The following is a 24,664-nucleotide window of genomic DNA, read 5'->3' as shown; positions in this document are numbered from 1 at the left end:
GTTACCGGCGCGCTGTCAGGCGAGTGAACCGAGCGTGCGCACCAGGTGGTCGACCTCGTATGGCGTCGAGTACGGGGCCAGCCCGACCGTCACGGCCCCGCCGAAATCGGGTGCGCCCATGCGCGCGAGCGCGCGATTGGGGAGGTCGGCGAGTGCGCAGACACCGTTGTCGGCCAGGCGTCGGACCACCTTGTCCGCACCCACGGACTCGACGGTGAAGCTCGCCAGCGGTATCCGGTTGTCCTCGGTGCCCACGAGGTTCACGTGGTTGAGCTGGGACAGTGTCGTCACCAGGTAGTAGGTGAGGCGCTGGAGATATTCGTAGACACCGTCCATCGAGGTGACGAGGCGGCGCCGCCGCTTGCCGATGCCGGCCTCGTCGAGTCCGGCCAGATGTTCCACCGATGCGACGAGCCCCGCGAGCATCGCGCCCTGGTGCGGTTCGGGTTCCAGCCGGGCGGGCCCGCGCGCGGCCGGATCCATGGCCATCAGCTTCAAGCGGTCGATCAGGTGGGGCTCGCGAAAGGCCATGGCCGCCATCCGCGGACCACCCCAGCGCTCGGCCGACACGACGAGCACGTCGGCACCCAGATCGTGGATGTCCAGGCTGAGGTACGGCGCGGCGTTCGTGGCGTCCACAACAAGCAGCGCACCTGCTTCACGGACCAGGGGCGCGATCTCGCTGATGTCGGTGATCGCCCCGGTCGTCGACGACGCGAGCGTCACCGCGACAACCTCCGTCTCCGGGGTGACGAGGTCGCCGAACTGCCAGGCCGGGAGGCCGCCGGTCTCGACGTCGACTTCGGCCCAGCGGACGCGGCCGCCGTACCGATCGGCGGCACGGAGCCAGGGCACGATGTTCGGTTCGTCGTCCTGGCGCGTGACGACGACATCGCCGCGCAACCACGCGTGCGGCGCGAGCGCATCGGCGAGACCGGACAACAGCGCGTAGCGCGACGGTCCGAGGACCACACCCGCGGCGTCGCCGCCGACGAGGTCGGCGATCGCGCGCCGGGCGCCGTCGACCACCTCGGCGCTCACGCGGGCCGACGGATACACCCCTCCCGGGGCAGCCGAGAGATTGCGGAAACTAGTGGTCACCGCGGTCGCGACCGAGTCAGGGATCTGCATTCCGGCCTGCGGATCGAGGTGAATCCAGCCGTCGCCGAGTGATGGAATCAATCCACGCACATAGGCGACGTCGAAGGGCATGGGCACGAGGATAGACGTCGGCCATCTGCCGTTTCGCGGTGTCCGGGCACAATGGAGCCCATGGCTATCGAAGGCACTCCAGGACCCGGCCCGACCCCAGGACCGTTCGGCTCGGCAGGCGACTCCGACAACGTGATCGTCGTCGGCGCGGGGATGGACGGGCAGGCTGGTGACGACTCGTCGGAATCGACCAGCGTCGCCGACATGGTCGAGCAGCCCGCCAAGGTCATGCGGATCGGCACGATGATCAAGCAGCTGCTCGAAGAGGTTCGCGCGGCTCCGCTCGACGACGCGTCGCGCAACCGCCTGCGTGAGATCCACCAGTCGTCGGTCCGTGAACTCGAAGAGGGGCTCGCGCCGGAGCTCCGGGAAGAACTCGAGCGGCTCGCCCTGCCGTTCTCCGACGAGGGCACCCCGTCGGATGCCGAACTGCGTATCGCACAGGCCCAGCTCGTCGGTTGGCTCGAGGGCCTGTTCCACGGCATCCAGACCGCACTGTTCGCCCAGCAGATGGCCGCCCGCGCGCAGCTCGAGCAGATGCGACAGGGCGCACTCCCGCCCGGGATGCCCGCGCCCGGCGGTCCCGGTCACAGCACCGGGCAGTACCTCTGACAGCTGTGGGTGCGGGCGAGTGGCTTCGACACGGCTCCTCGACCTCGACGCGCTCCTTGGCCGCTTGCTCGCCCCGGCGGCTGCGCTCGTCGCCTGCTCAACCAGCGGGGAGCAGCACATGGGCCGACGGGTACGCTGACTCCTCGTGTCAGCGGTAGTAGACGACGACGCGATTCCCGCGCGTCCCGAGGGGTCCGATTCGCGCAGCTTCGCGCGCGCGGTCAAGGACCTCGGCGACGGTTTCGCAAGCCGCGAGCTGTGGTTCCATCTCGGTTGGCAGGACATCAAGCAGCGTTACCGCCGTTCGGTGCTGGGACCGCTGTGGATCGTCATCGCAACCGGTGTGACCGCCATCGCGATGGGCCTGCTCTACGGCGAGTTGTTCGGCATGGACATCAAGGTGTTCCTGCCGTACGTCGCACTCGGTTTCATCTTCTGGAACTTCATCTCGAGCTCGATCCTCGAGGGCGCCGAGGTCTTCTCGAAGAACGAGGGCCTGATCAAGCAGCTCCCGGCCCCGGTGAGCGTGCACGTCTACCGGGTCGTGTGGCGAGCGCTGATCATCTTCGCCCACAACGTCGTCATCATCGTCATCCTGTTCCTGATCTTTCCGCCGCCGCTCAATTGGACGGTGACGCTGATCGTCCCCGCGCTGGTGCTCTACGTGCTGAACTCGATCTGGGTGACCATCGTCTTCGGTATCTTGTCGACGCGGTTCCGCGACATCGGCCAACTCCTGACCACCGTGGTGCAGCTGGTGTTCTTCATGACGCCGATCATCTGGACCACCCAGAGCCTGGGCAATTCGACGGGCGAGACGTCGTCGCGGCTGAAGCTCGTCGAGCTGAACCCGATGTTCCATTACCTGGAGATCGCACGTGGGCCGCTGCTGGGTGAGCCGGTGGAGTTCTATCACTGGGCCGTCGTCCTGGGCTGCACCGCCGTCGGCTGGGTGCTGGCGATGCTGGTGATGCGCAACTACCGGGCCCGCGTGGCGTACTGGGTGTAGGGACGGAATCGAGATGGCCAAGAACATCAACCCCGTCGACGATCGGGTCCGGGTCGACACGTGGGATGCGTGCGTCGACTTCCCCATCTTCGACGCCAAGACGCGCTCGCTGAAAAAGTCGGTCATCGGCGCCGCCGGCGGCGTGATCGGTTCCACCGAGTCGAACGTGGTGGTCGTCGAGGCGCTCAAGGACATCAACCTGCATCTGAAGCACGGCGACCGGGTCGGCCTGGTCGGACACAACGGCGCAGGCAAGTCGACGCTGCTGCGCCTGCTCTCCGGCATCTACGAACCCACCCGCGGCGCGTGCCGGGTGCACGGCCGCGTCGCACCCGTCTTCGACCTCGGCGTCGGCATGGACCCGGAGATCTCCGGCTACGAGAACATCATCATCCGCGGCATGTTCCTGGGCATGACCCGCAAGGAGATGCTGAAGAAGATCGACGACATCGCGGAGTTCACCGAGCTCGGTGACTACCTGCAGATGCCGTTGCGCACCTACTCCACCGGTATGCGCGTGCGTATCGCGCTCGGCGTCGTGACCTCCATCGATCCCGAGATCCTCATCCTCGACGAGGGCATCGGTGCGGTCGACGCCGACTTCATGCGCAAGGCACGCGGTCGGCTCCAGGCGCTCGTCGAACGGTCGGGAATCCTGGTGTTCGCCAGCCATTCCAACGAGTTCCTGGCCCAGCTCTGCGACCGCGCCCTGTGGATCGACCACGGTCAGGTCCGGATGGAAGGCGGCATCGAAGAGGTCGTCGGCGCGTACGAGGGACCCGACGCCGCGGCGCATGTCCGGAAAGTGATCGCCGACCTCGAGAAGTCCGACGCGCAGGGGAAGCCGGAGTGACCGACGCCGGTGCCGGCCAGAAGGTGATCGCGGTGGTGGTCACCCACCGTCGCGTCGAGTTGCTGGCGGAGTCACTTGCCGTGGTGTCCGGACAGGACCGGCCCGTCGACCACTTGATCGTCGTCGACAACGCCGACGAACCCGAGGTGGCGGCACTGGTTGCCGCACAGCCGGTTCCGACGACGTACCTCGGTTCGCAGCGCAACCTCGGCGGCGCCGGCGGCTTCGCCCTCGGCATGCTGCACGCGCTCGCCCTCGGCGCCGACTGGGTCTGGTGCGCCGACGACGACGGGCGCCCCGACGGACCGACCGTGCTCTCGACGCTCCTGGACTGCGCCGAGCGGCATCAGCTCGACGAGGTGTCGCCCGTCGTCGCCAACCTCGACGACCCCGACACCCTCGCCTTCCCGCTGCGTCGTGGACTCGTCTGGCGGCGGAAGCGATCGGAGCTCTTTGCCGACGGTGAGGCGCAGTCCGATGACCTGCTGCCCGGTATCGCGTCCCTGTTCAACGGTGCGCTGTTCTCTGCCTACTGCCTCGAGCAGGTGGGTGTTCCCGACCTCAGGCTGTTCTTCCGCGGCGACGAGGTCGAGGTGCACCGTCGTCTGGTGCGATCCGGCGTGCGGTTCGGGACATGCCTGCGCGCGGGCTACCTGCACCCGGACGGGTCGGCAGAGTTCCGCCCGATTCTCGGCGGTCGCATGCACACCCAGTACCCGGACAACGAGACCAAGCGGTTCTTCACGTACCGCAACCGCGGTTATCTGATGAGCCAGCCCGGACTCCGGAAGCTGCTGCCCCAGGAGTACGCCCGGTTCGGATGGTTCTTCCTTGTGCAGCAACGCGATCCGAAGGGGTTCGCCGAGTGGGTACGCCTCCGCGGCCTCGGACGCCGGGAGCGGTTCACGCGGCCCTGAGGGCTTGATCCTGCTCTACTCCCTGGAGTGAGACGAGCCCGCCCCGCTCCCTGAGGTGCGAGCGAAGCGAGCCTCGAAGGGCCCTGCGAGGCACGTGACCGAGCCCTTCGAGGCTCGTCGCTTGCGCTCCTCGCACCTCAGGGAGCAATGGGTCCGGCCACCTCAGAGAGCAGAGGGGGCGCTTCTTTCGGATCAGGGAGCACCGTGCCGCGGTGTCATCCCCAGTGCCGAGATCGCCCCCAGCGCAGCGATTCCCGCGAGAACCCACCACGCGGTCACGAACGACTGGTGCACGTCTGTGTACACGACCGACGTACCGATGATCGCGACCAGCAGGCTGACGCCGAGGGACATGCCGATCTGGCGACTCATGTTCACCACCGCGCTCCCCGTCGCCGCCTGATCAGCGGGTAGGTCGGCGGTCGCCGACGACAGGATCGACGGCAACGCGAATCCCACTCCCACGCCACCGATCAGCCACCCCGGCAGGATCTCCGATGCGAAATCGGGTGTGGCGTCGACCGACAGGGCGACGAGCACGATGCCGAGCCCGAACAATGCGCACCCGATTGCGACGAGCACACCGACCGGCACGCGTGCGCTGAGACGATGGGAGACGGCCGCGAAGATCGGGACCATCAGCGGTCCGGTCGACACCGCGAGCCCCGTCGCGATCGGCGAGAAGCCCCAGACCTGCTGCAGCCACAGAATATTCGCGAGCAGTGCGCCGGCAAACGGGATCGAGAACAGGAGCATCGTCACGTTGGCGACGGAGAACGCCCGGACCCGGAGCAGAGCCGGCGCGATGACCGGTTCGTCGTGGTGCATCGAACTGACGATGAACCCCACCAGAGCCACCACGGCGATCACCCATGCCCCGGTGATCCGGAAGTCCGACCAGCCCCACTCACTTCCCTGGACCAGGCCGAGCGTGAGCGCACCGACCGACACGACGAGCAGCGTCGCACCCAGTGCATCCGGAAAGCCGCTGACCGAGTCGTTCCGGGGACGGGCCAGCACAACAGCCCCGGCGACGAGGGCTGCCACACCCACCGGGATGTTCACCAGGAAGACCCAGCGCCACGACGCCTCGACGAGCAACCCGCCGACAGCCGGTCCGAACGCAGCGGCGAGTGCCCCGGTGGCGGCCCAGATGCGGACCGACCGGGCGCGGCGCTCTGGCGGGATCGTCGAGACCACCAACCCCAGACTCGCCGGGGTCAGGATCGCCGCGCCGAGCGCCTGCAGCGCCCGGAATGCCACCAGCCACCACACCCCCTGCGCTGCAGCACATGCGGCACTCGCGACGGTGAAGATCGCCAGACCGAGTAGGAATCCACCCTTGCGACCGTACCGGTCGACGATCCGCCCGGCCGGAACCAGCAGTGCGGCATACAGAATGGCATAGGCGTTGAGGATCCACGACATCTGCGACAGCGTCGCGTCGGCGAAGTCGGCACCGATGTCGTCGAAGGCCACGTTGACGATGAACACATCGAGGCTGGCCATGAACGCGGCTCCGGACAGTATGAGCAGGACGATGCCCGGACGCGCGTGACGTGTGGCCGGGGTGGATGTTCCGGCACGCGTGGCGGTCATCGGGTCGGCCATCCGAGAACGCGACGACTCTGGCGTGCGGAGGCCAGGAGTCGGCCGTTGCGGTCGCGCAGCGAGGTGTCGTCCACCGACCACCCGCCGGACGTCGACGTGTTACGAGTGTGGACGAGAACCGGCGCGGGGGTCGGATCGTCCAACGGGGCGGTCACGTGCATGGAGAAGGCGACCGTCGGAAGCGCCAGGGGCGCAGTCAGAGTCAGGAACACCGCGGGCGGCAGACAGTCTGCGAGCAGAGCGAGGTAGGCGGCATCGACGGCCATCGGGGTGCGAGTGGTGATCCAGGCGCGCATCCACGACTCGCTCGCGCCGGTGAGCGGCAGCGGACCGTCGACCGGCCGCAGGTCCAAATGCGCACCCATGGGCACGATGTCGGGTGGAATCATGAACGCGGCCAGTCCTTCCGGACCAGGCACGCCCGAGATCCGATCGACGACATCCGTGATCTCCGCATCGCCGACGCGTCCCGCGGTGACCGACGCCGTCGCGACCTCGACACCGGCCTGCGTGACCGTCACATCGACGATCCGGGTGTACCGACCGACCTCCCGAACCGACGGCGTCAGGAGCAACTCCCCGCCGTCCGGCTTGCCGACAAACCGCAGATCGAGAGCGCGCACCGATACGTCGGGCGCCGCATCGGCACCGACCCGGACGGCCAACGCCGCGATCGCACCGCCGTGCGGACCCGACCACCCCCACCAGGAGGGGTCGATGGTCGCCGACCAACGGCCATCGCCGGTCGGGGTCGCTCCGAAACTGTCCGACAATCCGTCGTCGACAGGGCTGTGCCTGCTGAGTTGCTTCACGCAACTCATGCAAGCAGGTTGAGTTGCGTCACGCAACCCACTAGTCTGGATTTCATGCGCCGCGCCTCGTTCGCCGGGATGAACTGCTCGATCGCCCAGACATTGGAGGTCGTCGGTGAATGGTGGACGCTGCTCATCGTTCGGGACGCGATGTTCGGCGTGACGCGCTTCGACGAGTTCTCGTCTCGCCTCGGCATCGCCCGGAACGTCCTGACACAGCGACTGGACACCCTCGTGGAGCACGGCGTCCTGACCAAGGAGCCGTATCAAGACAACCCGGTGCGCTACGACTACCGCCTCACCGAGAAGGGGCGCGACCTCTGGACCGTGCTGGCCGCGCTGCGTCAGTGGGGCGACAAGTGGACCGCGGCAGACGGTGCGCCGGTGGTGTCGACCCATTCGTGCGGGCAGACGATGACCGTGGAACCGACGTGCTCGGCGTGCGGCGAGCACATCGCCGTCGGCGACCTCCGCGTGCACGCCGGCCCCGGCGCGACTGCAGCCAATCCGCTCGCCGGGCGGCGCTAGCACCCGCTCCCACCTGCCACGATCACGAACTCCATGCCACGTAACTAGAACGTGTTCTACTGTGAGGGCAGTTCCACTTGCCGTCCCGAGGAGCATGATGCGGTTCACGTTCGCCGAGGCCATGACCGATCCGTCGTATTACGCGCCGCTCGCGCAGGCTGCGGAGTCGGCCGGGTACGCCGGTTTCACCATCCCCGACTCGCTCGCCTACCCCGAGGAGTCGGACGCGAAGTATCCGTACACCCCCGACGGCAACCGCGAGTTCCTCGACGGCAAGGCGTTCATCGAGACGTTCATCCAGGCTGCTGCTCTCGGTGCGGTCACCTCGACCATCCGTTTCACGCCCTTCGTGGTGAAACTGCCGGTGCGGCCGCCGGCGCTTGTCGCCAAGCAGGCCGCCTCGGTGGCCTATCTGACGAACAACAGGTTCGCGATGGGTGTGGGCACCAGCCCGTGGCCCGAGGACTACGACTTCATGGGCGTGGACTTCAAGCGTCGCGGCAAGCGCATGGACGAGTGCATGGACATCATCCGGGGCTTGACCACCGGCGAGTACTTCGAGTTCCACGGCGAGTTCTACGACATCCCGAAGATCAAGATGACACCCGCACCCACCGAGCCCATCCCGCTGCTCGTCGGCGGGCATGCCGACGCCGCACTGCGTCGTGCGGTCATCCGGGGTGACGGCTGGATGCACGGCGGTGGGCCGCCCGAGGAACTCGACACGCTGCTCGACCGGATCGCCGAGATCCGCAAGGCGGAGGGTAAGACCAACGACCCGTTCGAGATCCACGTCATCTCGATGGACGCCTATACGGTCGATGGTTGTAAGCGACTGGAAGACAAGGGGATCACCGACGTGATCGTCGGCTTCCGGCTCCCCTACGTGATGGGCGAGGACACCGAGCCGCTGCAGACCAAGATCGATCACCTGAACTGGTACGCCGACAACGTGATCGCCAAAATGAACGGCTGAGATCGGGGTCCGCCCACCGCACCCGACGCACTGCACCGGCCCGACGCGCCGCCGCGTCCGTTGTTGCACCACCCCACACCCTGGGGCAGACTGCACGAACGGACAAGTGCGCACACCCCGGTGAGTGAACACCTCGGGCGGGAGGACAGCGATGACCGATTCGGCCGCGGGGTCGATGTCGTCGTCGCTGAGCAGGCGCGGATTCTTTCGGGTCGCCGGTGTCGCGGGCACGACGATCCTCGGCGCGTCACTCCTGGCCGCATGCGGTGGTGGATCATCGGACACCGCCAACACGATCAAGGCAGCCATCGCGGGTGAGCCCGATCAGCTCGATCCACAGAAATCGAGTTCTTACTTCACGTTCGAAGTTCTCGAGAACGTCTTCGACACCCTCGTCGAGCCCGACGAGAAGCTGCAGATGCGGCCTGCCCTGGCCGAGAGCTGGGTGGTCGACGCCGACGGGTTGAACTGGGACTTCACCCTGCGCGACGGGGTCACGTTCCACAACGGCGACCCACTCACCGCAGCCGACGTCGAGTACTCCTTCCGACGGATCATCGACGAAGAACTCTCCAACGCATACAAACTCGATGCCATCACCTCGATCACCGCACTCGACGAACGCCGTGTCAGATTCACCGTCAAGGCACCGACACCCAACCTCCTCACCAGCATCGGCGGGTTCAAGGGACTGGCCATCGTCAACCGGCGCAACGCCGAATCCGGCGAGATCGCCACCACACCCGTGGGGACAGGCCCTTTCAGGTTCGTCTCCCGCTCCCCGGGCGCCTCGATCGTCCTCGCGTCCAACCCGGACTACTGGGGTGGCGCACCCGCCGTCGACGGAGTCCACTTCAGCTTCATCTCGCAGGGCACCACCGCGGTGTCGGCACTGCGATCCGGTGAGATCGACTGGACCGACGCCATTCCCGCTCAGCAGCTGAGCATCCTGCGCCGCGACGACACACTCGATGTGGGCACCGTGGTCGCCAACGACTACTGGTACGTCACGATGAACTTCGACGCCGAACCGTTCGGGGACACCCGGGTCCGGCAAGCCGTGGCCTACGCGCTCGATCGCGAGTCCATCGCTCAGGTCGTGGGATACGGGACCGCGACACCGAATCAGCTCGCCATTCCGTCGACCAGTCCCTGGTTCGCCCCATATGACCGCTACACCGCGGGCCTCGATCGCGACGCCGCGGTCGCGAAGTCGAAAGAGCTTCTGCGCCAGGCTGGGATCCGCGGCCTCGACATGCGGCTGATGGTCACCACCGAGTATCCCGAGACGGTGACCGCGGCACAGGTGATCGCCTCGAACCTGGAGGACGTGGGCATCACGGTCAAGATCGAACAGCTCGACTTCGGCGCATGGCTCGACCGTCAGGCGGCAGGCGACTTCGACGCTCTGCTACTCGGTTGGCTGGGCAACATCGACCCGGACGATTTCTACTACGCCCAACACCATTCCGAGGGCACCTCGAACTCACAGAAGTACTCGAACCCCGAGGTCGACGCGCTGTTGGACCGTGGCCGTACCGAACTCGACGTCGAGACGCGCAAACAGACATATGCCGACGCCGCGAGCATCATCGCCGACGACGTCAGCTATCTCTACCTCTACAACCCGTCGTCGACACAGGCCTTCGTGACACAGCTGCAGGGATACGTCGTCCGCCCCGACAAGGCCATCCGGTTCCGCGATGCCCGGTTGGAGAGGAGCTGAGATGACAGCACTGCAGTCACCGCTGCTGCGTTTCATCCTCGTGCGGCTTCTCTACACGGTCGCAGTGCTTCTCGGCGTGATCGTCGCGGTCTTCTTCCTGATGCAGATCGTCCCGGGCGATCCGGTGCGGATCGCCCTGGGCACCCGCTACACGCCGGAATCGTATGAAGCGCTGCGCAGCGCGTCGGGTCTCGACCAGCCACTGGCCACGCAGCTGGTCAACTATGTCGGAAACGCCTTCACCGGCGATCTCGGAGTCAGCTTCCGCAACAGCGAACCGGTGACGACGATGCTGTTCGAAAGGCTCCCCGCCACCATCACACTGGCGACCGCGGCGATCGTCGTCGCGCTGCTCATCGCCGTCCCGCTGGGATTCTGGGCCGCACTGCGCGAAGGGCGTATGGCCGACAACGTCATTCGCGTCGTGAGTCAGTTCGGGATCTCCGTGCCCGACTTCTGGATGGGCATCCTGCTGATCGGGCTGTTCTCCACCGCGCTCGGTTGGCTGCCGTCCGCCGGGTATCAACCCTTCGCCGACGACCCGCTCGGATGGTTGGAACACCTCGTGCTCCCGGCGATCACGGTCGGGGTGGTCACGGGGGCGATCATGACCCGGTACGTGCGCTCGTCCGTGCTCGACGTGGTCAACGCGCAGTTCGTCACCACCGCGGAATCCAAGGGTCTGAGCACCAGAAAGGTCATGCTCGACCACGTCGGCCGCAACGCGCTCGTACCCGTCCTGACGATCTCCGGTATCCAGTTCGCCGGCCTGCTGGGCGGTGTCATCGTCGTCGAGGTCGTGTTCGCCTGGCCCGGGCTGGGCCTGCTGGTCTACGACTCCGTCGCCGCCCGCGATTACCCGGTGCTGCAAGGTGCGATCCTGCTCATCGCGGTGATCTTCCTGGTCGTCAACCTCGTCGTCGACATCCTCTATGCCGTCATCGATCCCAGGATCCGACTGTCATGACCCTCACCTCACCCGATCCTCCCGAGCCGGGCACCGCCGACGAGTCGGCCACCGGGGCATCGGGCTCCGGCGCGCCGACCGACTCGGCCTGGCGCCTGCTGTTGCGCAATCGCACATCGGTGATCGGGCTCGTCATCATCGCGGTCGTGCTGGTCTGTGCAGTGTTCGGTCCACTCATCGCTCCCTACGGCGCCAACGAGATCGACGTCCCGAACGCGCTGCAGGCGCCGAGCTGGTCGCACCTGTTCGGCACCGACGACCTGGGGCGCGACGTCTTCTCGAGGGTCGTGCTCGCCGCATCGGTGAGCATGCGGGTGGCGGTCATCGCGGTCGCCATCTCCCTCACGGTCGGCGTGATCCTCGGCATGGTCGCGGGTTTCGCGGGTGGTGTCCTCGACACGGCGCTCATGCGCATCGTCGACGTCGTGTTCTCGTTCCCGGTCCTGCTGCTGGCGCTGGCCATCGTCGCCGTCCTGGGGCCAGGCGTCACCTCCGCGATGATCGCGATCGGCGTCGTGTACATACCGATCTTCGCCCGCGTCGCCCGGGCGGACACGTTGCGGGTGAGGCAGACCCAGTACGTCCAGGCGGCACGCACGATGGGCGTGCGGACGCCGGCGATCCTGGCACGCCATGTGCTGCCGAACATCTCCGGACCGGTCATCGTCCAGACCTCGATCTCGCTGGCATTCGCCATCCTGTCGGAGGCGGCACTGTCGTTCCTCGGCCTCGGTGTTCAACCGCCCGACCCGTCGTGGGGCCGGATGCTCTTCGACGCACAGGGATTCATCACCACCGCGTGGTGGATGGGCGTCTTTCCCGGTCTGGCCATCCTGGTGACGGTCTTCGCGTTCAACCTCGTGGGCGATGGGGTCCGCGACGTACTCGACCCGCGTCAGCGCACGCTGTTGCGCAACCGGGGGCACGAGCGCAGGTCGCCGACGGTGACAAGACCCTCGACCGCGGAGCGCCACGAATCCGACGGTTCGGTCTTGCGCGTCGAGGATCTCGTCGTCGGTGTCGGCCCGCGAGAGATCGTGCACGGCATCAGCTTCTCCGTCGCACCGGGTGAGACGCTCGGCATCGTCGGGGAGAGCGGATCGGGCAAGTCGCTGAGCGTCCTGTCGGCGACCGGACTGTTCGACGCGCCGAGCGCCTATGTCCACGGCTCGGCGGTTCTCGGTGACACCGAGATCGTCGGCGCCACACCGTCGAAACTTCGGGCACTGCACGGTTCGCGCGTCGGATTCGTCTTCCAGGACCCGTCGTCGAGTCTCAATCCCCTGCTCACCGTCGAGCAGCAGCTCACCGAGGGCCCGCGCCGCCATCTCGGCCTCACGCGTGCCGAGGCGCGGGAGCGCGCGCTGAAGCTGCTGCGCGACGTGAACCTCCCCGATCCCGAGAACCGCCTGCGTTCCTATCCCCACCAGTTGTCCGGCGGCCAGCGGCAGCGCGTGATGATCGCCATCGCGCTCGCCTGCGACCCCGAGCTGCTCATCGCCGACGAGGCCACCACCGCACTCGACGTCACCACGCAGGCGCAGATTGTCGACCTCGTCGCCGAACTCCAGCGCGAACGCGGAATGGCGGTCCTGTGGATCAGCCACGACCTCGGCGTCATCGGTCGGATCGCGGACCGCGTGATGGTCATGCGCGAGGGGCGGATCGTCGAGAGCAGCGACGTCGCAACGCTGTTCGACGACCCGCAGGACGATTACACTCGCACGCTGCTCGATTCGCGTCCGCTGCTGAGCAAGGTCGTGGAGCGCGGCGACGCCCCGGCCCTCGAGAAGCGGATCGATGCCGACCCCCTGTTACGTGTCACGGGGCTGGGCGTCGACTACGTGGTCCGCGGTCCGTCGGGACGGCAGGTGGTGCACGCCGTCGACGGTGTCGATCTCGACGTCGCCCGCGGTCGCACCCTGGGCATCGTCGGTGAGTCGGGTTCGGGCAAGTCGACCATCGCGGGTGTCATCACCGGACTCATCACCTCCGGTCAGGGGACGACGGTCCGGGGCAGCGTCGCGGTCACCGTCGACGGCCGACAGGTGGAGGCCGTCGGAGTCGGTGGCTCCGACGAGGCCCTGCTCCGGCGTCGGGTCGCGATGGTCTTCCAAGACCCGGCTGCATCACTCGACCCCCGCATGACCGTGGCCGCGTCGATCGCCGAACCGTTGCGGACGCACGGCCTGGCCGACAGCCGCAACGGGATGCGGCAACGCGCCGAGCAGCTGCTCGCCGACGTCAGCCTGGACGCGTCGTTCCTCGACCGCTATCCGCACGAGATGTCCGGCGGACAGCGGCAGCGGGTGAGCATCGCGCGTGCGCTGGCCTCGGACCCCGAGATCCTGATCCTCGACGAGTCGACCGCGTCGCTCGATGTCTCCGTGCAGGCCAGCGTGCTGGACCTGCTCGCCGAGCTGCAGCGCGAGAAGAACCTCACGTACCTGTTCATCGCGCACGACCTGGCCGTCGTCGAGCAGATCAGCGACACCGTCGCGGTGATGCAGGAGGGGAAGGTCGTCGAGAGCGGACCGGCGTCGGAGATCCTGCACGACCCGGCGACCGACTACACCCGCAAGCTGCTCGCGGCGATCCCGCCCGAAGTGCCGCAGCGGGCGTGACGACCCCGTCGACCAGAACCCGACCTGCGGTGCGTCAGCGAGCAGCCAGCGCCGCCTCGGCCGCACGGAATCCGCACATGCCGTGCACGCCGCCGCCGGGCGGGGTCGAGGCCGAGCACAGGTACACGCCCTCGACTCCCGTGGCGTAGGGATTCGGCGTCAGGCGTGGACGGGCGATGAGGTGCCACAGGTCGTTTCGGCCGCCGCCGATGTCCCCCGAGACGTAGTTGGCGTTCTCGGCCTGCAGATCGGCTGGGCCTGCGCTCCGCGTGGCCCGGATCCGCGATCGGAACCCCGGGGCGAAGCGTTCGATCTGGGCCGTCACCGCCTCCGTCGCGTCGCCGCTGAATCCCTGCGGCACATGCGCATACGCCCACAAGGGCTTGAGGTCACCCTTTGCCCGGCCCGGGTCGGCCAACCACTGCTGCCCGATGAGTACGAAGGGATCGTCGGGCATCCGACCGTCGAGCACAGCGTTCTCCGACCTCACGACCTGGTCCATCGTGCCGCCGAGATGCACGACGCCCGCCCGGTCACAACCGGGTGCGGTCCAGCCGACCTCGCCGTCGATCACATAGTCGACCTTGAACGCTGCCGGTCCGGCCTGATGATGCCGGTACCCCCGCGCAACGCGCTCGGGCTGTTGGGTCCCGAGAATGCGCTGCGCGGCAGTGGGATCGACATCCAAGAGGACGATGTCGGCGTCGAGTTGCGCACGTGAGTGCACGGGGTTGCCGGTGACGATCTTGCCCCCGAGATCTTCCAGGAGGGCCGCGAGCGCACGGGAGATCGCCGCCGAACCGCCCTCGGCGACCGGCCAGCCCGCGACATGTCCGGCGGCGGTGAGCATGACTCCGCCCGCGGCCGTGCCGATGTGGTTCAGGCGGACGAACGGATGTGCCGCGATACCGATGAACAGGGCCCGCGCCTGGGGCGTCGAGAAGGCTCTCGCCAGCGTGGTCGCGGGCAGTGCCGACCGGGCCGCGAAGCCGGCGAAGCGCAACGGATGCCGCGGCACCCTGAGCATCGGGCCGAGCGCATCGTCGGCGATGGTGCCGAAATGCTCGCCGAGCGAGCCGAACATCGCCCGCCACCGACGACCGTCGGGACCCAGCCCCGCTGCGGTCTTCTCGACGGATCGATAGAACAGGCCGGCGGTGCCGTCGTCGAGCGGGTGCGCGGCGTCGATCTCGGGATTGAGAAACCGTAGCCCGTACCGCTCGAGTCCGAGGGTCTGAAGGTAGGGCGAGGCAGCGCCGAGCGGATGGAAGGCCGAGCAGACGTCGTGCACGATGCCGGGTTCGAGGAACTCTGCGCTCCGCGTCCCGCCGCCGATCTCGTCGGCAGCCTCGAAGACCGTGACGTCGAGACCTGCCTGCGCGAGGCGCACCGCGCCTGCGAGTCCGTTGGGTCCGCTGCCGACGACGACCGCTGTTCTCATCCGGACACCGTAACCGGCAGACGCGGCGCGGGACCCTGCATGCCGAACCCGGCCGGTCAGCGGATCTTGAAGATGACCATCCGCTGGACGACGAAGTTGATCACGGTCGCGGTGCCCTGGGCGATGACGAAGGCGATCGCGGAGTAGAGGGCCGTCTCCTCCCACAGGTGCGACAACCAGCCGTACAACCCGACGTTCACCACGAAGGTCACAAGGTAGAGGCACACAACGGCGATGAACCGCGCGGTGCTCGGCTCGGCACGGAAGGTCCAGCGACGGTTGATCAGATACGCCGTGGTGGTGCCGAGGATGAACCCGCCCGCCTTCGCCACACCCCCCGGCACTCCGACGACGTACTGCAGGAACATGGTGAGGGCGTAGTCGAGGACGGCGGAGCCCGCGCCCGTGATGACGAACCGGATGAGCTGGGTTTTCAGGTCGACGTCGGTCGATGCCTCTTCGTCGTCGAGCGGCAACTCCATCGGCATCGGCGCATGCCGGGTGGCGAAGTCCTCGTGACGCGGGTGATCGGCGTCGTGGAGATGGTGGTCAGCGCCGACGGCGTTCTCGTCGTGGTCACCGGGATCGGGTCGAGACACGCTGACACCCTAGCCGAGGCGGGTCAGAACTCCTCGTCGACGTCGGAGTCGCGGGCGGCGCGTTCGCCGCGGTCGAGGGTGGCGAGTTCGGCGAGATCGGCGTCGTCGAGAGCAAAGTCGAAGAGGTCGGCGTTCTCGAGCTGTCGCCCGGTGTGCGACGACTTCGGAACCACGCTGATGCCGTTCTGCACCGACCACCGCAACGCGATCTGGGTGGGCGACTTGCCGTACTTGCGCGCGATGCGGAGGATGACCGGATCGGCGAGCAGCCCCTCCTTGCGGCCCGTCGGATGCCATGCCTGTGCGTGAATGCCTCTCTCGGCCATGAACTCTCGCAGTTCGGTGCGCGGCAGGACCGGCGAGCACTGGATCTGGTTGAGCACCGGCCACCGCCCAGTCTCGTCGAACAGCATCTGGAGGTGATGCTGCTTGAAGTTCGACACGCCCGGCGTGCGGACATATCCCTCGTCGGCCAGCGTCAGCAGGGCCTTCCACGAGTCGACGGTGCGGCCGAGGCTCGGGCACGGCCAGTGGATGAGGTAGACGTCGATGTGGGCGACGCCCAGCCGCCGGGCGCTCTCCTTGGCGGCGTTGATCGCCTCGTCGAAACCCTGGTCGCCGCCACCCAACTTGGTCTGCACCACGATGTCCTCGCGGGGGACACCGGTGCCGTGCAGGCCCATTCCGACGCTCAGCTCGTTGCTGTACCGCGGCGCGGTGTCGAGGAGGCGGTAGCCGGATTTGATGGCCGACCCAACGGCGCTCACACACGGCCGGCCGAGCATGTTGTAGGTGCCGAGCCCCACCAGGGGGATCGAGTTTCCGTTGCTGAGCTCGACCGAGGGGATGTCCACCGCATCAGGATATGTCGACAACCGCATCCTGCGTCGTGTGTCGATCTGGAACGCTGGACCGATGGGCATCGCAGACGACGCGTCGTACGACGACATCGTGATCGGCGCGGGCCACAACGGCCTGACCGCCGCCGCGTACCTCGCCCGCGCCGGACGCCGCGTGCTGGTCCTGGAGAAAGCGGACCACGTCGGCGGCGCCACCGTGTCCGCGACACCGTTCGCCGGTCTGTCCGCGCGGTTGTCGCGGTACTCCTACCTGGTCTCGCTGATGCCGCGCGCGGTCATCGCCGACCTCGACCTCGACATCTCGCTCGTCCGCCGACGCTATTCGTCGTACACACCGGTGCCCTCGGACCCGGCGCGCGGAATCCTGGTCGACACCCTCGACGACGACGCGACGGCCGCGACGTTCCGGGAGGTGACCGGGTCCGACGTCGGCTTCACCGCATGGCGGTCGTTCTACCGTCGGCTCGGCGTGGTCGCCGACCGCGTGTTCCCGACCATGACCCAACCCCTACGCACCGCGGCCGAGATGCACGACCTCGTCGTCGGCCCAGACGGGCTCACCACCGACACCTCGACCGCCGAACTGTGGGAAGCGCTCACGACGCTGCCGCTGGGCACGCTCCTGCGCCAGTACTTCGACGACGATCTCGTCCGCGGCATCGCCGCGACCGACGGACTCATCGGCACCTTCGCCGACCTCGACGATCCGTCCCTGCGCCAGAACATCTGCTTCCTGTACCACGTCATCGGCGGCGGAACCGGGGACTGGGATGTGCCGGTCGGCGGCATGGGCGCGGTGTCGGGAGCGCTGTATCAGGCGGCGAACTCGGCGGGCGCCGACTTCGTGACGGGAGTCGAGATCACCGGTGTCGATCCCGACGACGGCACCGTCGGGACGACGGACGGGACCTATCGCGGGTCGATGCTCTATGCGGCGTGCGCGCCTCAGGTCTTCAACACGTTTCTCGACGGGGTGCCGATCCCCTGCGAGCCCGACGTCCGCGGAGCACAGCTCAAGATCAATCTGCTGCTCGACCGGTTGCCGCGACTCCGCGACGGGTCGGTCTCGCCGGCGGCGGCGTTCGCCGGAACGTTCCACATCAACCAGACCGCAACCCAACTACACGATGCGTGGCGGCAGGCGAATCGTGGTGAGGTGCCGGATCTCCCACCCTGCGAGATCTACTGCCACACCCTCAGCGATCCGTCGATCCTGGGACCGGAGCTGGCCGGCAAACACACGCTGACTCTCTTCGGCCTGCACATGCCGCCCGAGGTGTTCGACGAACCCGGTGCCGTCGAACACGCCGTCGGTGCAACCTTCGCGTCGTTGAACTCCGTACTCGGAGAACCCGTTCAGTCGGTCATCGCGCATGACCTGAACGGTCGTCCGTGCATCGAGGTGAAGACGCCACAGGACCTCGAAGACACAATCGGACTCCCCGGCGGGCACATCTTCCACCGGCCGTTGCAGTGGCCATGGGCCGAGACCGCCGCCGAGGTCGCCCAGTGGGGCGTCGAGACCCCGCATCCTCGAGTGTTGTTGTGCGGGGCGGGTGCTCGACGCGGCGGCGGGGTCAGCGGCATCCCGGGCCGCAACGCCGCTGCCGCGGTACTGGGAGTGGACGCGTTGGGCTGACCGGCTCACCGATCCGACCCGGGCCGCTCAGGTGAAGGTCAGTGCCGAGACGAGTGCCGACACGAGCCTCGGTATCGCAGTTCGATCCGCCGCGGCGCGCGCGGGGTCCAGCTGCCCGATCGACATCCCCCGACAGTCAGGGTCGTGCAGCAGCGTGACCAGGGCCTGTTCGAGGATCGCGATGGTCGGACCGCTGTTGCGTCCGTTCACGTTCTCGGCGATCGGCGCGTCCAGGAAATCGAGCACGTCGACGTCAAGGTGCACCACGAACGGACCGGGGGCGAGAGTGCTGCGGGCGGTGCGGGCCGCATCTCCGGGGTCGTCGCAGAGCGTTCGCTGATCGACGATCGCGAGTCCCAGCTCGGCAACCTGATCGCGTTCCCACCGAGTGGTCTCCCGAGTCACATCCACTCCGAGGTAGACCAGGTCCGACGGGTGCAGCATCGGCGTGCGGTCGATGAGGCCGACCAACTCCGGCGCCGCCCCCTCGACGGCCAACGCGTGCGCCATGCCCATCCAGCTCAGCGAACCCTCCGCCGTCGAGCGCGGGGTGTTGAGATCGAGATGCCGGTCCACGTAGACGATGCGGGGGCGTTCGCCGCCCAGCGCCATCGCGGCACACATCCCGACCGCAGCCGTGCAGCTGCCGCCGAGCACGAGCAGACGCTGCCCGGCTGCGAGCAAGCCGGCAGCAGCTGCGGAGAGTTCCTCGAGTGCATCCGTCTCGCCACCCAGGTTCTGCGCGAACGGGCTCTGCCGGTCGGGAAACCACAACCTTGTCGTCAGATCTCCTACGTCGACGACCTCCGCGCCGGTGGCAGCCAACTGCTCGACGAGGCCGGCGTCTCGCAATGCGGCGGGCGCACGTTCGACGCCCACGCAGTAGGCACCGGCACTACTCGGCGCCCCCAACACCGTGATCTTCACCGAGTCCTCCTGGCGGCCCGGGTCACTCCCCCTCGATCTTCTGCGAGTTCGCCCATCGGCGTCCGGGGTCGCCACCCCATGCATCCCAGGCCACACGTCCGGCCGAGGGAAAACCGTCTTCACCGTTGCTGAACCCGGTGGCGTCCTTGTCCACCTCGTGGCGGGAGAAGTAGTTGCGCATCTTGCGGATCTGCTCGTCGTCGACGTCCTTGCCCTCGGCCAACTGGTGGGCCCGATGGCGGCCGGTGTCGGTGAATCCCTTCCCCGCCTTGCCGTCGTCGATCCATCGAACCGCGCGCTGGGCTGCTTCCTGGACGTCCTTGGGAGGCTTGTGACTCATGTGCCGGGCTCCTGTCGTCGGGTTGTGTCCACCGCGTGCCCCTCGACGACGGCCGTGAAACCCGCGGCCTGTCGCCACCGGGGTCAGCTGTGAACCGGCCACGCGATCTCGGTTGTCCCGCTCTGGCCCGGGATGCCGTCGACATACGTCTCCCTGACCGGCCCGGTCGCACCGATCCCGTGCTCGCTGACGGATCGGCGATGATCTCGTTCTTGGCAGCTGCGGAGGGCGCTGTCAGCGCACGGCGCACCTCCTCGACCGGCATGTCGAGTGACCGGATGGGTGGATCACACGTGCGTCGTCGATCTGCTCGGGTGCGTAGTAGCGATACTGAGTGGCGGCATCGATGCGAGCCGGCTCGAGCAGTCCGACGCGGTGGTAGAACCGCAACGCTTTCGCGCTGAGACGGGTGGCGCGGCCGAAGTCGCCGCCGGTCGTCGAGACATACCTCGACGCGACACCGAGCACAGATCCGACCCGGATCTCCGCGCTGTTCGCCGAGTTCGCCGCCGTCGTCGACGACGGACACACTTACGACGGGCGTGCCGCGATCGCCTCGTGGCGCGCGGCAGTCGCCGACGCGTTCACGTACACGGCCACACTGATGCGTATCGAGCGCGACGGCGACGCCGTCATCGCCATCCAGCGCATCGAAGGCGACTTCCCCGGCGGCAGAGGGGATCTGGCCAACCGGTTCACGGTCGACGCCTGGCGGCCACATCAGCTCGCTACGCATCGAACCGGTGCAGTAGCGGGTCGGGATTCGAACGACCGTCAGAGCCGTTGCGCGACGGTCGGACTCATCTGCTCGTCGTGTTCGGGTTCCAGGCGGGTCCGTCGCGCAGGTAGCGACACGAACGGCGTCGGCCACCAGAACCACCGGCCGGAGAGACGTGCGATCGCCGGCATGACCAGGGTCCGCACGATGAGAGTGTCGATCAGGAGTCCGATGGCGACGGTCGTGCCGATCTGCGCGACATTGTGGGCGTAGCTGGCGAGCATGGCCAGCATCGTGATCCCGAACGTCAGACCTGCCTGCGTGACAACACTTCCCGTGCCGACCATGGCGCGAATCAGTCCGGTGCCGCCGCCGGCCCCGTACTCCTCACGAAAGCGGCTGACCAGCAGCATGTTGTAGTCGGCGCCGACGGCCACCAGGAAGGTGAACGCGATCGGCGCGACCGACCAGTGCAGTGGATTGCCGATGATGCCCTGCCACAGGAACACCGACACCCCCATTGCCGACAGATACGACAGGCCGACGGTCCCGATCACGGCGAGCGCCGCCACCAGACTGCGCAGCAAGAACAGGACGACGCAGAACACGAAGGCGAAGGCGGCGACGACGATGGCGATGAAGTCCTCGTGCGCGAACGACTCGATGTTCAGCAGGGTCCCGCCGGGGCCGCCGATGCTGACGGTGGATCCGGCCAGGGACGTGTCCTTGATCGCGCCCAGGGCAGTCGGGATGACGTGCGCGCTCACGTCCATCGCGTCACGGCTGAATCCCTCACGCTGCGGGGTGACGATCATCCGCGTCGCCTTGCCGTCGTCGGAGAAGTAGTACGGGATACCGCTCTGGAAGAGCGGGCTCTCCAACGCCTGGCTCGGAAGGAAGAATCCGCCGGCAGCGGGACTGCCCGCCGAGTACGCGCCACTGACCTCGTCGAGGAAGTCGGTGATCTCACCCACCTGCGGGAGGAGAGCCCCCAGGGTCGTGCGCAACGGCCCGACCAGCTCACGGATCTGTGTGACCGTGGCGCGCAGCGTCGGGATCTGCTCGGCGGCGGTGGGCAAGGCGCCGCTCAGGGACCGCGTGCCGTTGGCGAGATCCCGGACCGATTCGCGGAGGGCGGGAACGTCGTCGAGAACGGACAGCCCGGTCAGGGCGGTGCGGCACGCGGCGACATCCCCACACTGCGGGATCGACCGGACCAGCCCGCGCATCGGCGCGATCCCCGCCGAGAGTTCGTCGACCTTGGCCAGCGTCGAGTCGCTGGTCTGCTGCAGTTGCGTGGTGGCGTCGGACAGCGACCCCGCGCCGGCCGCCCCTTGCCGCAGCGCGGCGTCGACGCCGTCGATGGCGGTGTCCAGGCGGTCGACCGTTGCGCCGATCGCGTCGAGATCGGTGATCCGATCGCGCAGAAGCGATGTCATCTGCCCGAAGCGGTTGCCGATGTACCCGGCCTGCGAGGTGAGGGTTCCCTGGTCGAGGGTCTGCCCGAGGGGGCGGGTGATGCCCTGGACGGCGTTCACACCGTCGATCGAGGCGACCGCGTCGGTCATCTGCGCGAGTGCGATCAGATCCGCCGAATTGCGCATGTCGTGGTCGGATTCGACGATGAGCACACTCGGCGCCATGATGTTGGGCGGTAGATGCCTGTCTGCCGCAGCGAATCCCACGTTCGCGGGCGAGTCCGCCGGTTGCGCGCGGCGTTCGTTGTAGCTCGGCGCGTACATGGCGAGCGGAAGGATCATGACCGCGAGAACGGCGAGCGCCGCCGCGAGTACCGGACCCGGCCAGCGTGCGACGGTGGTGCCGATGCGGCGCCAGCGTCGCGGTGAGGCCGACTCCCGGGGTTCCACGAAACCCAGTCGGGTCGCGACCGCGAGGACCGCCGGCCCGAGGGTGAGTGCAGCGGCGAGGGTGATGAGAATTGCTATGGTGCAGGGCAATCCCGACGTGCTGAACATGGCGAGTCGGGTTGCCGCCAGGCAGGCCATCGCACCCGCGACCGTCAGCGCCGACGCGACGACGATGTGCTGCACACCGGCCAGCGCGTCGTAATAGGCGTCCTCCCGGTCGCGCCCCTTACGTCGGGCCTCTTGATAGCGGCCCACCAGGAAGATCCCGTAGTTGGTGCCTGCGCCCAGGACGATCACCGCCGACAGCGCCGCGGCGAAGATCGAGACCTTGATGACCTCGTTCTCGGCCAGGAAGGAGATGGTCGCGCGGGCCACCGCCAGGGCCAGTCCCACGCCCAACAGGGGGACCATCGCGGTGACCACAGATCGGTAGACGAGCAGCAGCACGGCGCCGACCAGCAACGCGCACACCGACACCAGCAGGATGATGGAGTCGTTGATGGCCACCATCTCGTCGTTGACGACGGCCGACGGTCCGGTGACGTGAACGTCGATGCCGGGTGGCGGCGTCGACGCGGCGATCGTGTCGCGCGCGGACTGGGTCGACTCCATGGCCAGCGCCGTGCCCATGTTGCCGGCGAGGTTGACCAGCACATAGGCGACATGACCGTCGGAACTCTGCGCCGCCGGGGCGAGATCGGGATTCGACCACAGGTCCATCGCGGAGTTCACGTGTTCGGTGTCCGCGGTCAGCTCGGCCAGGAGTTCGTTGTAGTAGGTGCGGGCTTCCGGTCCCAGCGGTTCGTCACCCTCCATCAGGACGTAGACGAAGTTGTTGCTGCCCCCGCCGCCGAAGTACTCGCCCATCTTGACCAGCGCCTGCACCGACGACGCCTCGTCGGGCAGGAAGGACTGGGCGTGTTCGGTGACCGTCGATTCGAGCTGCGGTACAACGATGTTGAGACCACCGGCGATGAGCAGCCAGATGACGATGACCGGGATCGAGCAGGCGTACAGGAAGCGCGCGAACCGGGGACGCGACGATGCCCCGTCACGGAGCACCTCGCGGTGCACGGGTCGCCGGATCTCCGCGAAGAGCCCGTGCCGAAGGCGCGCGAGCCGCCCGCGTGTGGTGGCCATCTGCCGTTCCCCGTCGTCGGTGCTCATCTACGCCACCGGAACCAGACAGTTGGCGACAGTGCTGCCGTCGGCGCCCGAGCCGGCTTGCCGCGCGCGCTCGAATCCGTTGACCCGCACCGCACATGACACCGTTCCGCGGCCCGATGACTGGGTCAGGACCCCGACGGATGTCGTCAGTTCCCGCGTTCGGAGCACCACCCGCCACGGAACGGACACCTTGTCGTCCACGACCCGCCCGCTGGGCTCGATGTAGGACACCCGCGCGGATGATCCCGCCGGGCCGGTCACCACGTACTCGATCGACTTGTCGCGCACGACGCCCGCCTGCGGCGCCGGGGGTGAGTGCCCGATCGCCCGGTCCGGGATCTCACTCAAACGCAGTTTGCCCACATAGAACGCCGACACCGCCATCACAGCGATGACCACCAGAACGATCCACAGCGAGCCGCCACGTGCACCGGATTTCTTCATCGGACCCCCATCGACATCAGCCCTCGTGCGGTTCGACCTGGACTTTCCCTGGTCTGACCACACTCAGACTGCCAGTGGCAGGGACTCTATATGTGACATCGATCGTTGGCAAGGTTTCGCCCCCTCCTTCCGGGGGTGGTGAGTCACGTCACCAGGCGCGAGCATTGGCTTGTCGCGCAGCGAACAGAGTCTGCCCCTGTGACGGAAGGCGTTGCCCATGAGTACGAGTCGGTTTCCCCTGACCGAGCTCGCCGACCTGCCACCTGACCTTCGTGAACGGATCGAACCCATCGTGTCGAAGTCGGGTTTCGTCCCCAACATCTTCCGCGCACTGGGGCACCGACCAAACGAGTTGCGAGCCTTCTTGGACTACCACGACGTCCTGATGGACCAACCCGGGCCACTGTCGAAAGCCGAGCGCGAACTGGTCGTGGTCGCCTCGTCCGGAGCGAACCGGTGCATCTACTGCGTCGTCGCCCACGGCGCCATTCTGCGTGTGCGGTCCAAGGACTCACACCTGTCCGATCACGTCGCAACCAACCCGGCGGGCGCGAACCTGGATGGTCGGCAGCGCGCGATCGTCGATCTCAGTCTCGCCCTCACCAGGACACCAGAACTGTTCGCGGACAGTGACATGGCCCGGGCTCGGTCAGCGGGGCTCACCGACGTCGAGATCTGGGACATCGGTGCGATCACGGCGTTCTTCGCCGCATCCAACCGTCTCGCACACCTGACGGCGGTCGCACCCAACGACGAGTTCTACTCCATGGGACGGTGACTCGGAGGGTCGGCGAGGCAATCTGGTTCTCGACCC

22 protein-coding genes are annotated in these 24,664 nt (G+C 67.5%); 11 read left to right on the top strand and 11 right to left on the bottom strand.

The window, feature by feature from the left end; all coding sequences use genetic code 11:
• Positions 1-15: 15 nt before the first annotated feature.
• On the bottom strand, positions 16-1,212 hold the full coding sequence (locus BCM27_RS01840; RefSeq protein ID WP_004021810.1) for a cysteine desulfurase-like protein: 1,197 nt from the start codon (positions 1,210-1,212) through the stop codon (positions 16-18).
• A gap of 60 nt (positions 1,213-1,272) precedes the next feature.
• Here BCM27_RS01840 and BCM27_RS01835 point away from each other — a divergent pair, with 60 nt between their 5' ends.
• From BCM27_RS01835 to glfT1, 4 genes are all read left to right on the top strand, one after another.
• Positions 1,273-1,824: a bacterial proteasome activator family protein gene (locus BCM27_RS01835; RefSeq protein ID WP_004021811.1), complete on the top strand. Its 552-nt coding sequence runs from the start codon at positions 1,273-1,275 to the stop codon at positions 1,822-1,824.
• Between the two features lie 145 nt (positions 1,825-1,969).
• Positions 1,970-2,833 carry a galactan export ABC transporter permease subunit Wzm/RfbD gene (gene wzm, locus BCM27_RS01830; RefSeq protein ID WP_004021812.1) on the top strand — a complete coding sequence of 288 codons (864 nt, stop codon included), beginning with the start codon at positions 1,970-1,972 and terminating at the stop codon, positions 2,831-2,833.
• Positions 2,834-2,846: 13 nt separating this feature from the next.
• On the top strand, positions 2,847-3,686 hold the full coding sequence (gene wzt / locus BCM27_RS01825; protein WP_004021813.1) for a galactan export ABC transporter ATP-binding subunit Wzt/RfbE: 840 nt from the start codon (positions 2,847-2,849) through the stop codon (positions 3,684-3,686).
• Positions 3,683-4,603, top strand: coding sequence for a galactofuranosyltransferase GlfT1 (gene glfT1, locus BCM27_RS01820; RefSeq protein WP_004021814.1), 921 nt, complete (start codon positions 3,683-3,685; stop codon positions 4,601-4,603). The genes wzt and glfT1 overlap by 4 nt, the downstream gene beginning before the upstream one ends.
• 192 nt (positions 4,604-4,795) lie before the next feature.
• On the opposite strand, the gene BCM27_RS01815 is transcribed toward glfT1, so the two are convergent.
• Together BCM27_RS01815 and BCM27_RS01810 are read right to left on the bottom strand one after the other, a co-directional pair.
• A complete protein-coding gene (locus tag BCM27_RS01815) occupies positions 4,796-6,214 on the bottom strand; it encodes an MFS transporter (RefSeq protein WP_004021815.1) in 1,419 nt (472 codons plus the stop codon).
• On the bottom strand, positions 6,199-7,026 hold the full coding sequence (locus BCM27_RS01810; protein ID WP_004021816.1) for an acyl-CoA thioesterase: 828 nt from the start codon (positions 7,024-7,026) through the stop codon (positions 6,199-6,201). The genes BCM27_RS01815 and BCM27_RS01810 overlap by 16 nt, the downstream gene beginning before the upstream one ends.
• A 54-nt stretch (positions 7,027-7,080) precedes the next feature.
• Here BCM27_RS01810 and BCM27_RS01805 point away from each other — a divergent pair, with 54 nt between their 5' ends.
• The 5 genes from BCM27_RS01805 to BCM27_RS01785 all read left to right on the top strand — a co-directional run bounded on the left by BCM27_RS01805 (position 7,081) and on the right by BCM27_RS01785 (position 13,847).
• Positions 7,081-7,554 (top strand): winged helix-turn-helix transcriptional regulator, encoded by a 474-nt coding sequence (locus BCM27_RS01805; protein WP_004021817.1) that lies wholly within the window; start codon positions 7,081-7,083, stop codon positions 7,552-7,554.
• A gap of 97 nt (positions 7,555-7,651) precedes the next feature.
• Complete coding sequence (locus tag BCM27_RS01800; protein ID WP_004021818.1) at positions 7,652-8,530, top strand: TIGR03619 family F420-dependent LLM class oxidoreductase; 879 nt, start codon at positions 7,652-7,654, stop codon at positions 8,528-8,530.
• A 151-nt stretch (positions 8,531-8,681) separates the two neighbouring features.
• The gene (locus tag BCM27_RS01795; RefSeq protein ID WP_004021819.1) at positions 8,682-10,256 is read left to right on the top strand and encodes an ABC transporter substrate-binding protein; all 1,575 of its coding nucleotides are present in this window, start codon (positions 8,682-8,684) and stop codon (positions 10,254-10,256) included.
• 1 nt (position 10,257) lies between these two features.
• The gene (locus BCM27_RS01790; RefSeq protein WP_004021820.1) at positions 10,258-11,223 is read left to right on the top strand and encodes an ABC transporter permease; all 966 of its coding nucleotides are present in this window, start codon (positions 10,258-10,260) and stop codon (positions 11,221-11,223) included.
• A complete protein-coding gene (locus BCM27_RS01785) occupies positions 11,220-13,847 on the top strand; it encodes an ABC transporter ATP-binding protein/permease (RefSeq protein ID WP_004021821.1) in 2,628 nt (875 codons plus the stop codon). The genes BCM27_RS01790 and BCM27_RS01785 overlap by 4 nt, the downstream gene beginning before the upstream one ends.
• 34 nt (positions 13,848-13,881) lie before the next feature.
• On the opposite strand, the gene BCM27_RS01780 is transcribed toward BCM27_RS01785, so the two are convergent.
• From BCM27_RS01780 to BCM27_RS01770, 3 genes are read right to left on the bottom strand one after another with little or no spacing between them, the layout of a single operon-like run.
• Positions 13,882-15,288, bottom strand: coding sequence for a phytoene desaturase family protein (locus BCM27_RS01780; RefSeq protein WP_033204571.1), 1,407 nt, complete (start codon positions 15,286-15,288; stop codon positions 13,882-13,884).
• Positions 15,289-15,344: 56 nt separating this feature from the next.
• Entirely contained in the window at positions 15,345-15,887 is a 543-nt protein-coding gene (locus BCM27_RS01775; RefSeq protein WP_004021823.1) for a GtrA family protein, read from the bottom strand.
• Between the two features lie 23 nt (positions 15,888-15,910).
• Positions 15,911-16,741, bottom strand: coding sequence for an aldo/keto reductase (locus BCM27_RS01770; RefSeq protein WP_033204573.1), 831 nt, complete (start codon positions 16,739-16,741; stop codon positions 15,911-15,913).
• Positions 16,742-16,802: 61 nt separating this feature from the next.
• Here BCM27_RS01770 and BCM27_RS01765 point away from each other — a divergent pair, with 61 nt between their 5' ends.
• The gene (locus tag BCM27_RS01765) at positions 16,803-18,386 is read left to right on the top strand and encodes a phytoene desaturase family protein (RefSeq protein ID WP_033204682.1); all 1,584 of its coding nucleotides are present in this window, start codon (positions 16,803-16,805) and stop codon (positions 18,384-18,386) included.
• Positions 18,387-18,413: 27 nt separating this feature from the next.
• On the opposite strand, the gene BCM27_RS01760 is transcribed toward BCM27_RS01765, so the two are convergent.
• From BCM27_RS01760 to BCM27_RS01740, 5 genes are all read right to left on the bottom strand, one after another.
• Positions 18,414-19,313 (bottom strand): arginase family protein, encoded by a 900-nt coding sequence (locus BCM27_RS01760; RefSeq protein ID WP_004021826.1) that lies wholly within the window; start codon positions 19,311-19,313, stop codon positions 18,414-18,416.
• Positions 19,314-19,335: 22 nt separating this feature from the next.
• The gene (locus BCM27_RS01755; RefSeq protein WP_004021827.1) at positions 19,336-19,653 is read right to left on the bottom strand and encodes a hypothetical protein; all 318 of its coding nucleotides are present in this window, start codon (positions 19,651-19,653) and stop codon (positions 19,336-19,338) included.
• Between the two features lie 234 nt (positions 19,654-19,887).
• Entirely contained in the window at positions 19,888-20,184 is a 297-nt protein-coding gene (locus BCM27_RS01750; protein WP_033204576.1) for a MerR family transcriptional regulator, read from the bottom strand.
• 243 nt (positions 20,185-20,427) lie between these two features.
• On the bottom strand, positions 20,428-23,406 hold the full coding sequence (locus BCM27_RS01745) for an MMPL/RND family transporter (protein ID WP_004021829.1): 2,979 nt from the start codon (positions 23,404-23,406) through the stop codon (positions 20,428-20,430).
• Entirely contained in the window at positions 23,407-23,850 is a 444-nt protein-coding gene (locus tag BCM27_RS01740; protein WP_004021830.1) for an MmpS family transport accessory protein, read from the bottom strand.
• Between the two features lie 217 nt (positions 23,851-24,067).
• Between BCM27_RS01740 and BCM27_RS01735 the strand changes: the two genes are divergently transcribed.
• Positions 24,068-24,628, top strand: a complete 561-nt coding sequence (locus BCM27_RS01735; protein WP_004021831.1) for a peroxidase-related enzyme — start codon at positions 24,068-24,070, stop codon at positions 24,626-24,628.
• Positions 24,629-24,664: the final 36 nt, after the last annotated feature.

This window comes from Gordonia terrae, from assembly GCF_001698225.1.
In the GTDB taxonomy this organism is placed as follows: domain Bacteria; phylum Actinomycetota; class Actinomycetes; order Mycobacteriales; family Mycobacteriaceae; genus Gordonia; species Gordonia terrae.
The sequence above is the reverse complement of the archived record's forward strand: the minus strand, read 5'-3'. Positions and strand labels throughout refer to the sequence as shown.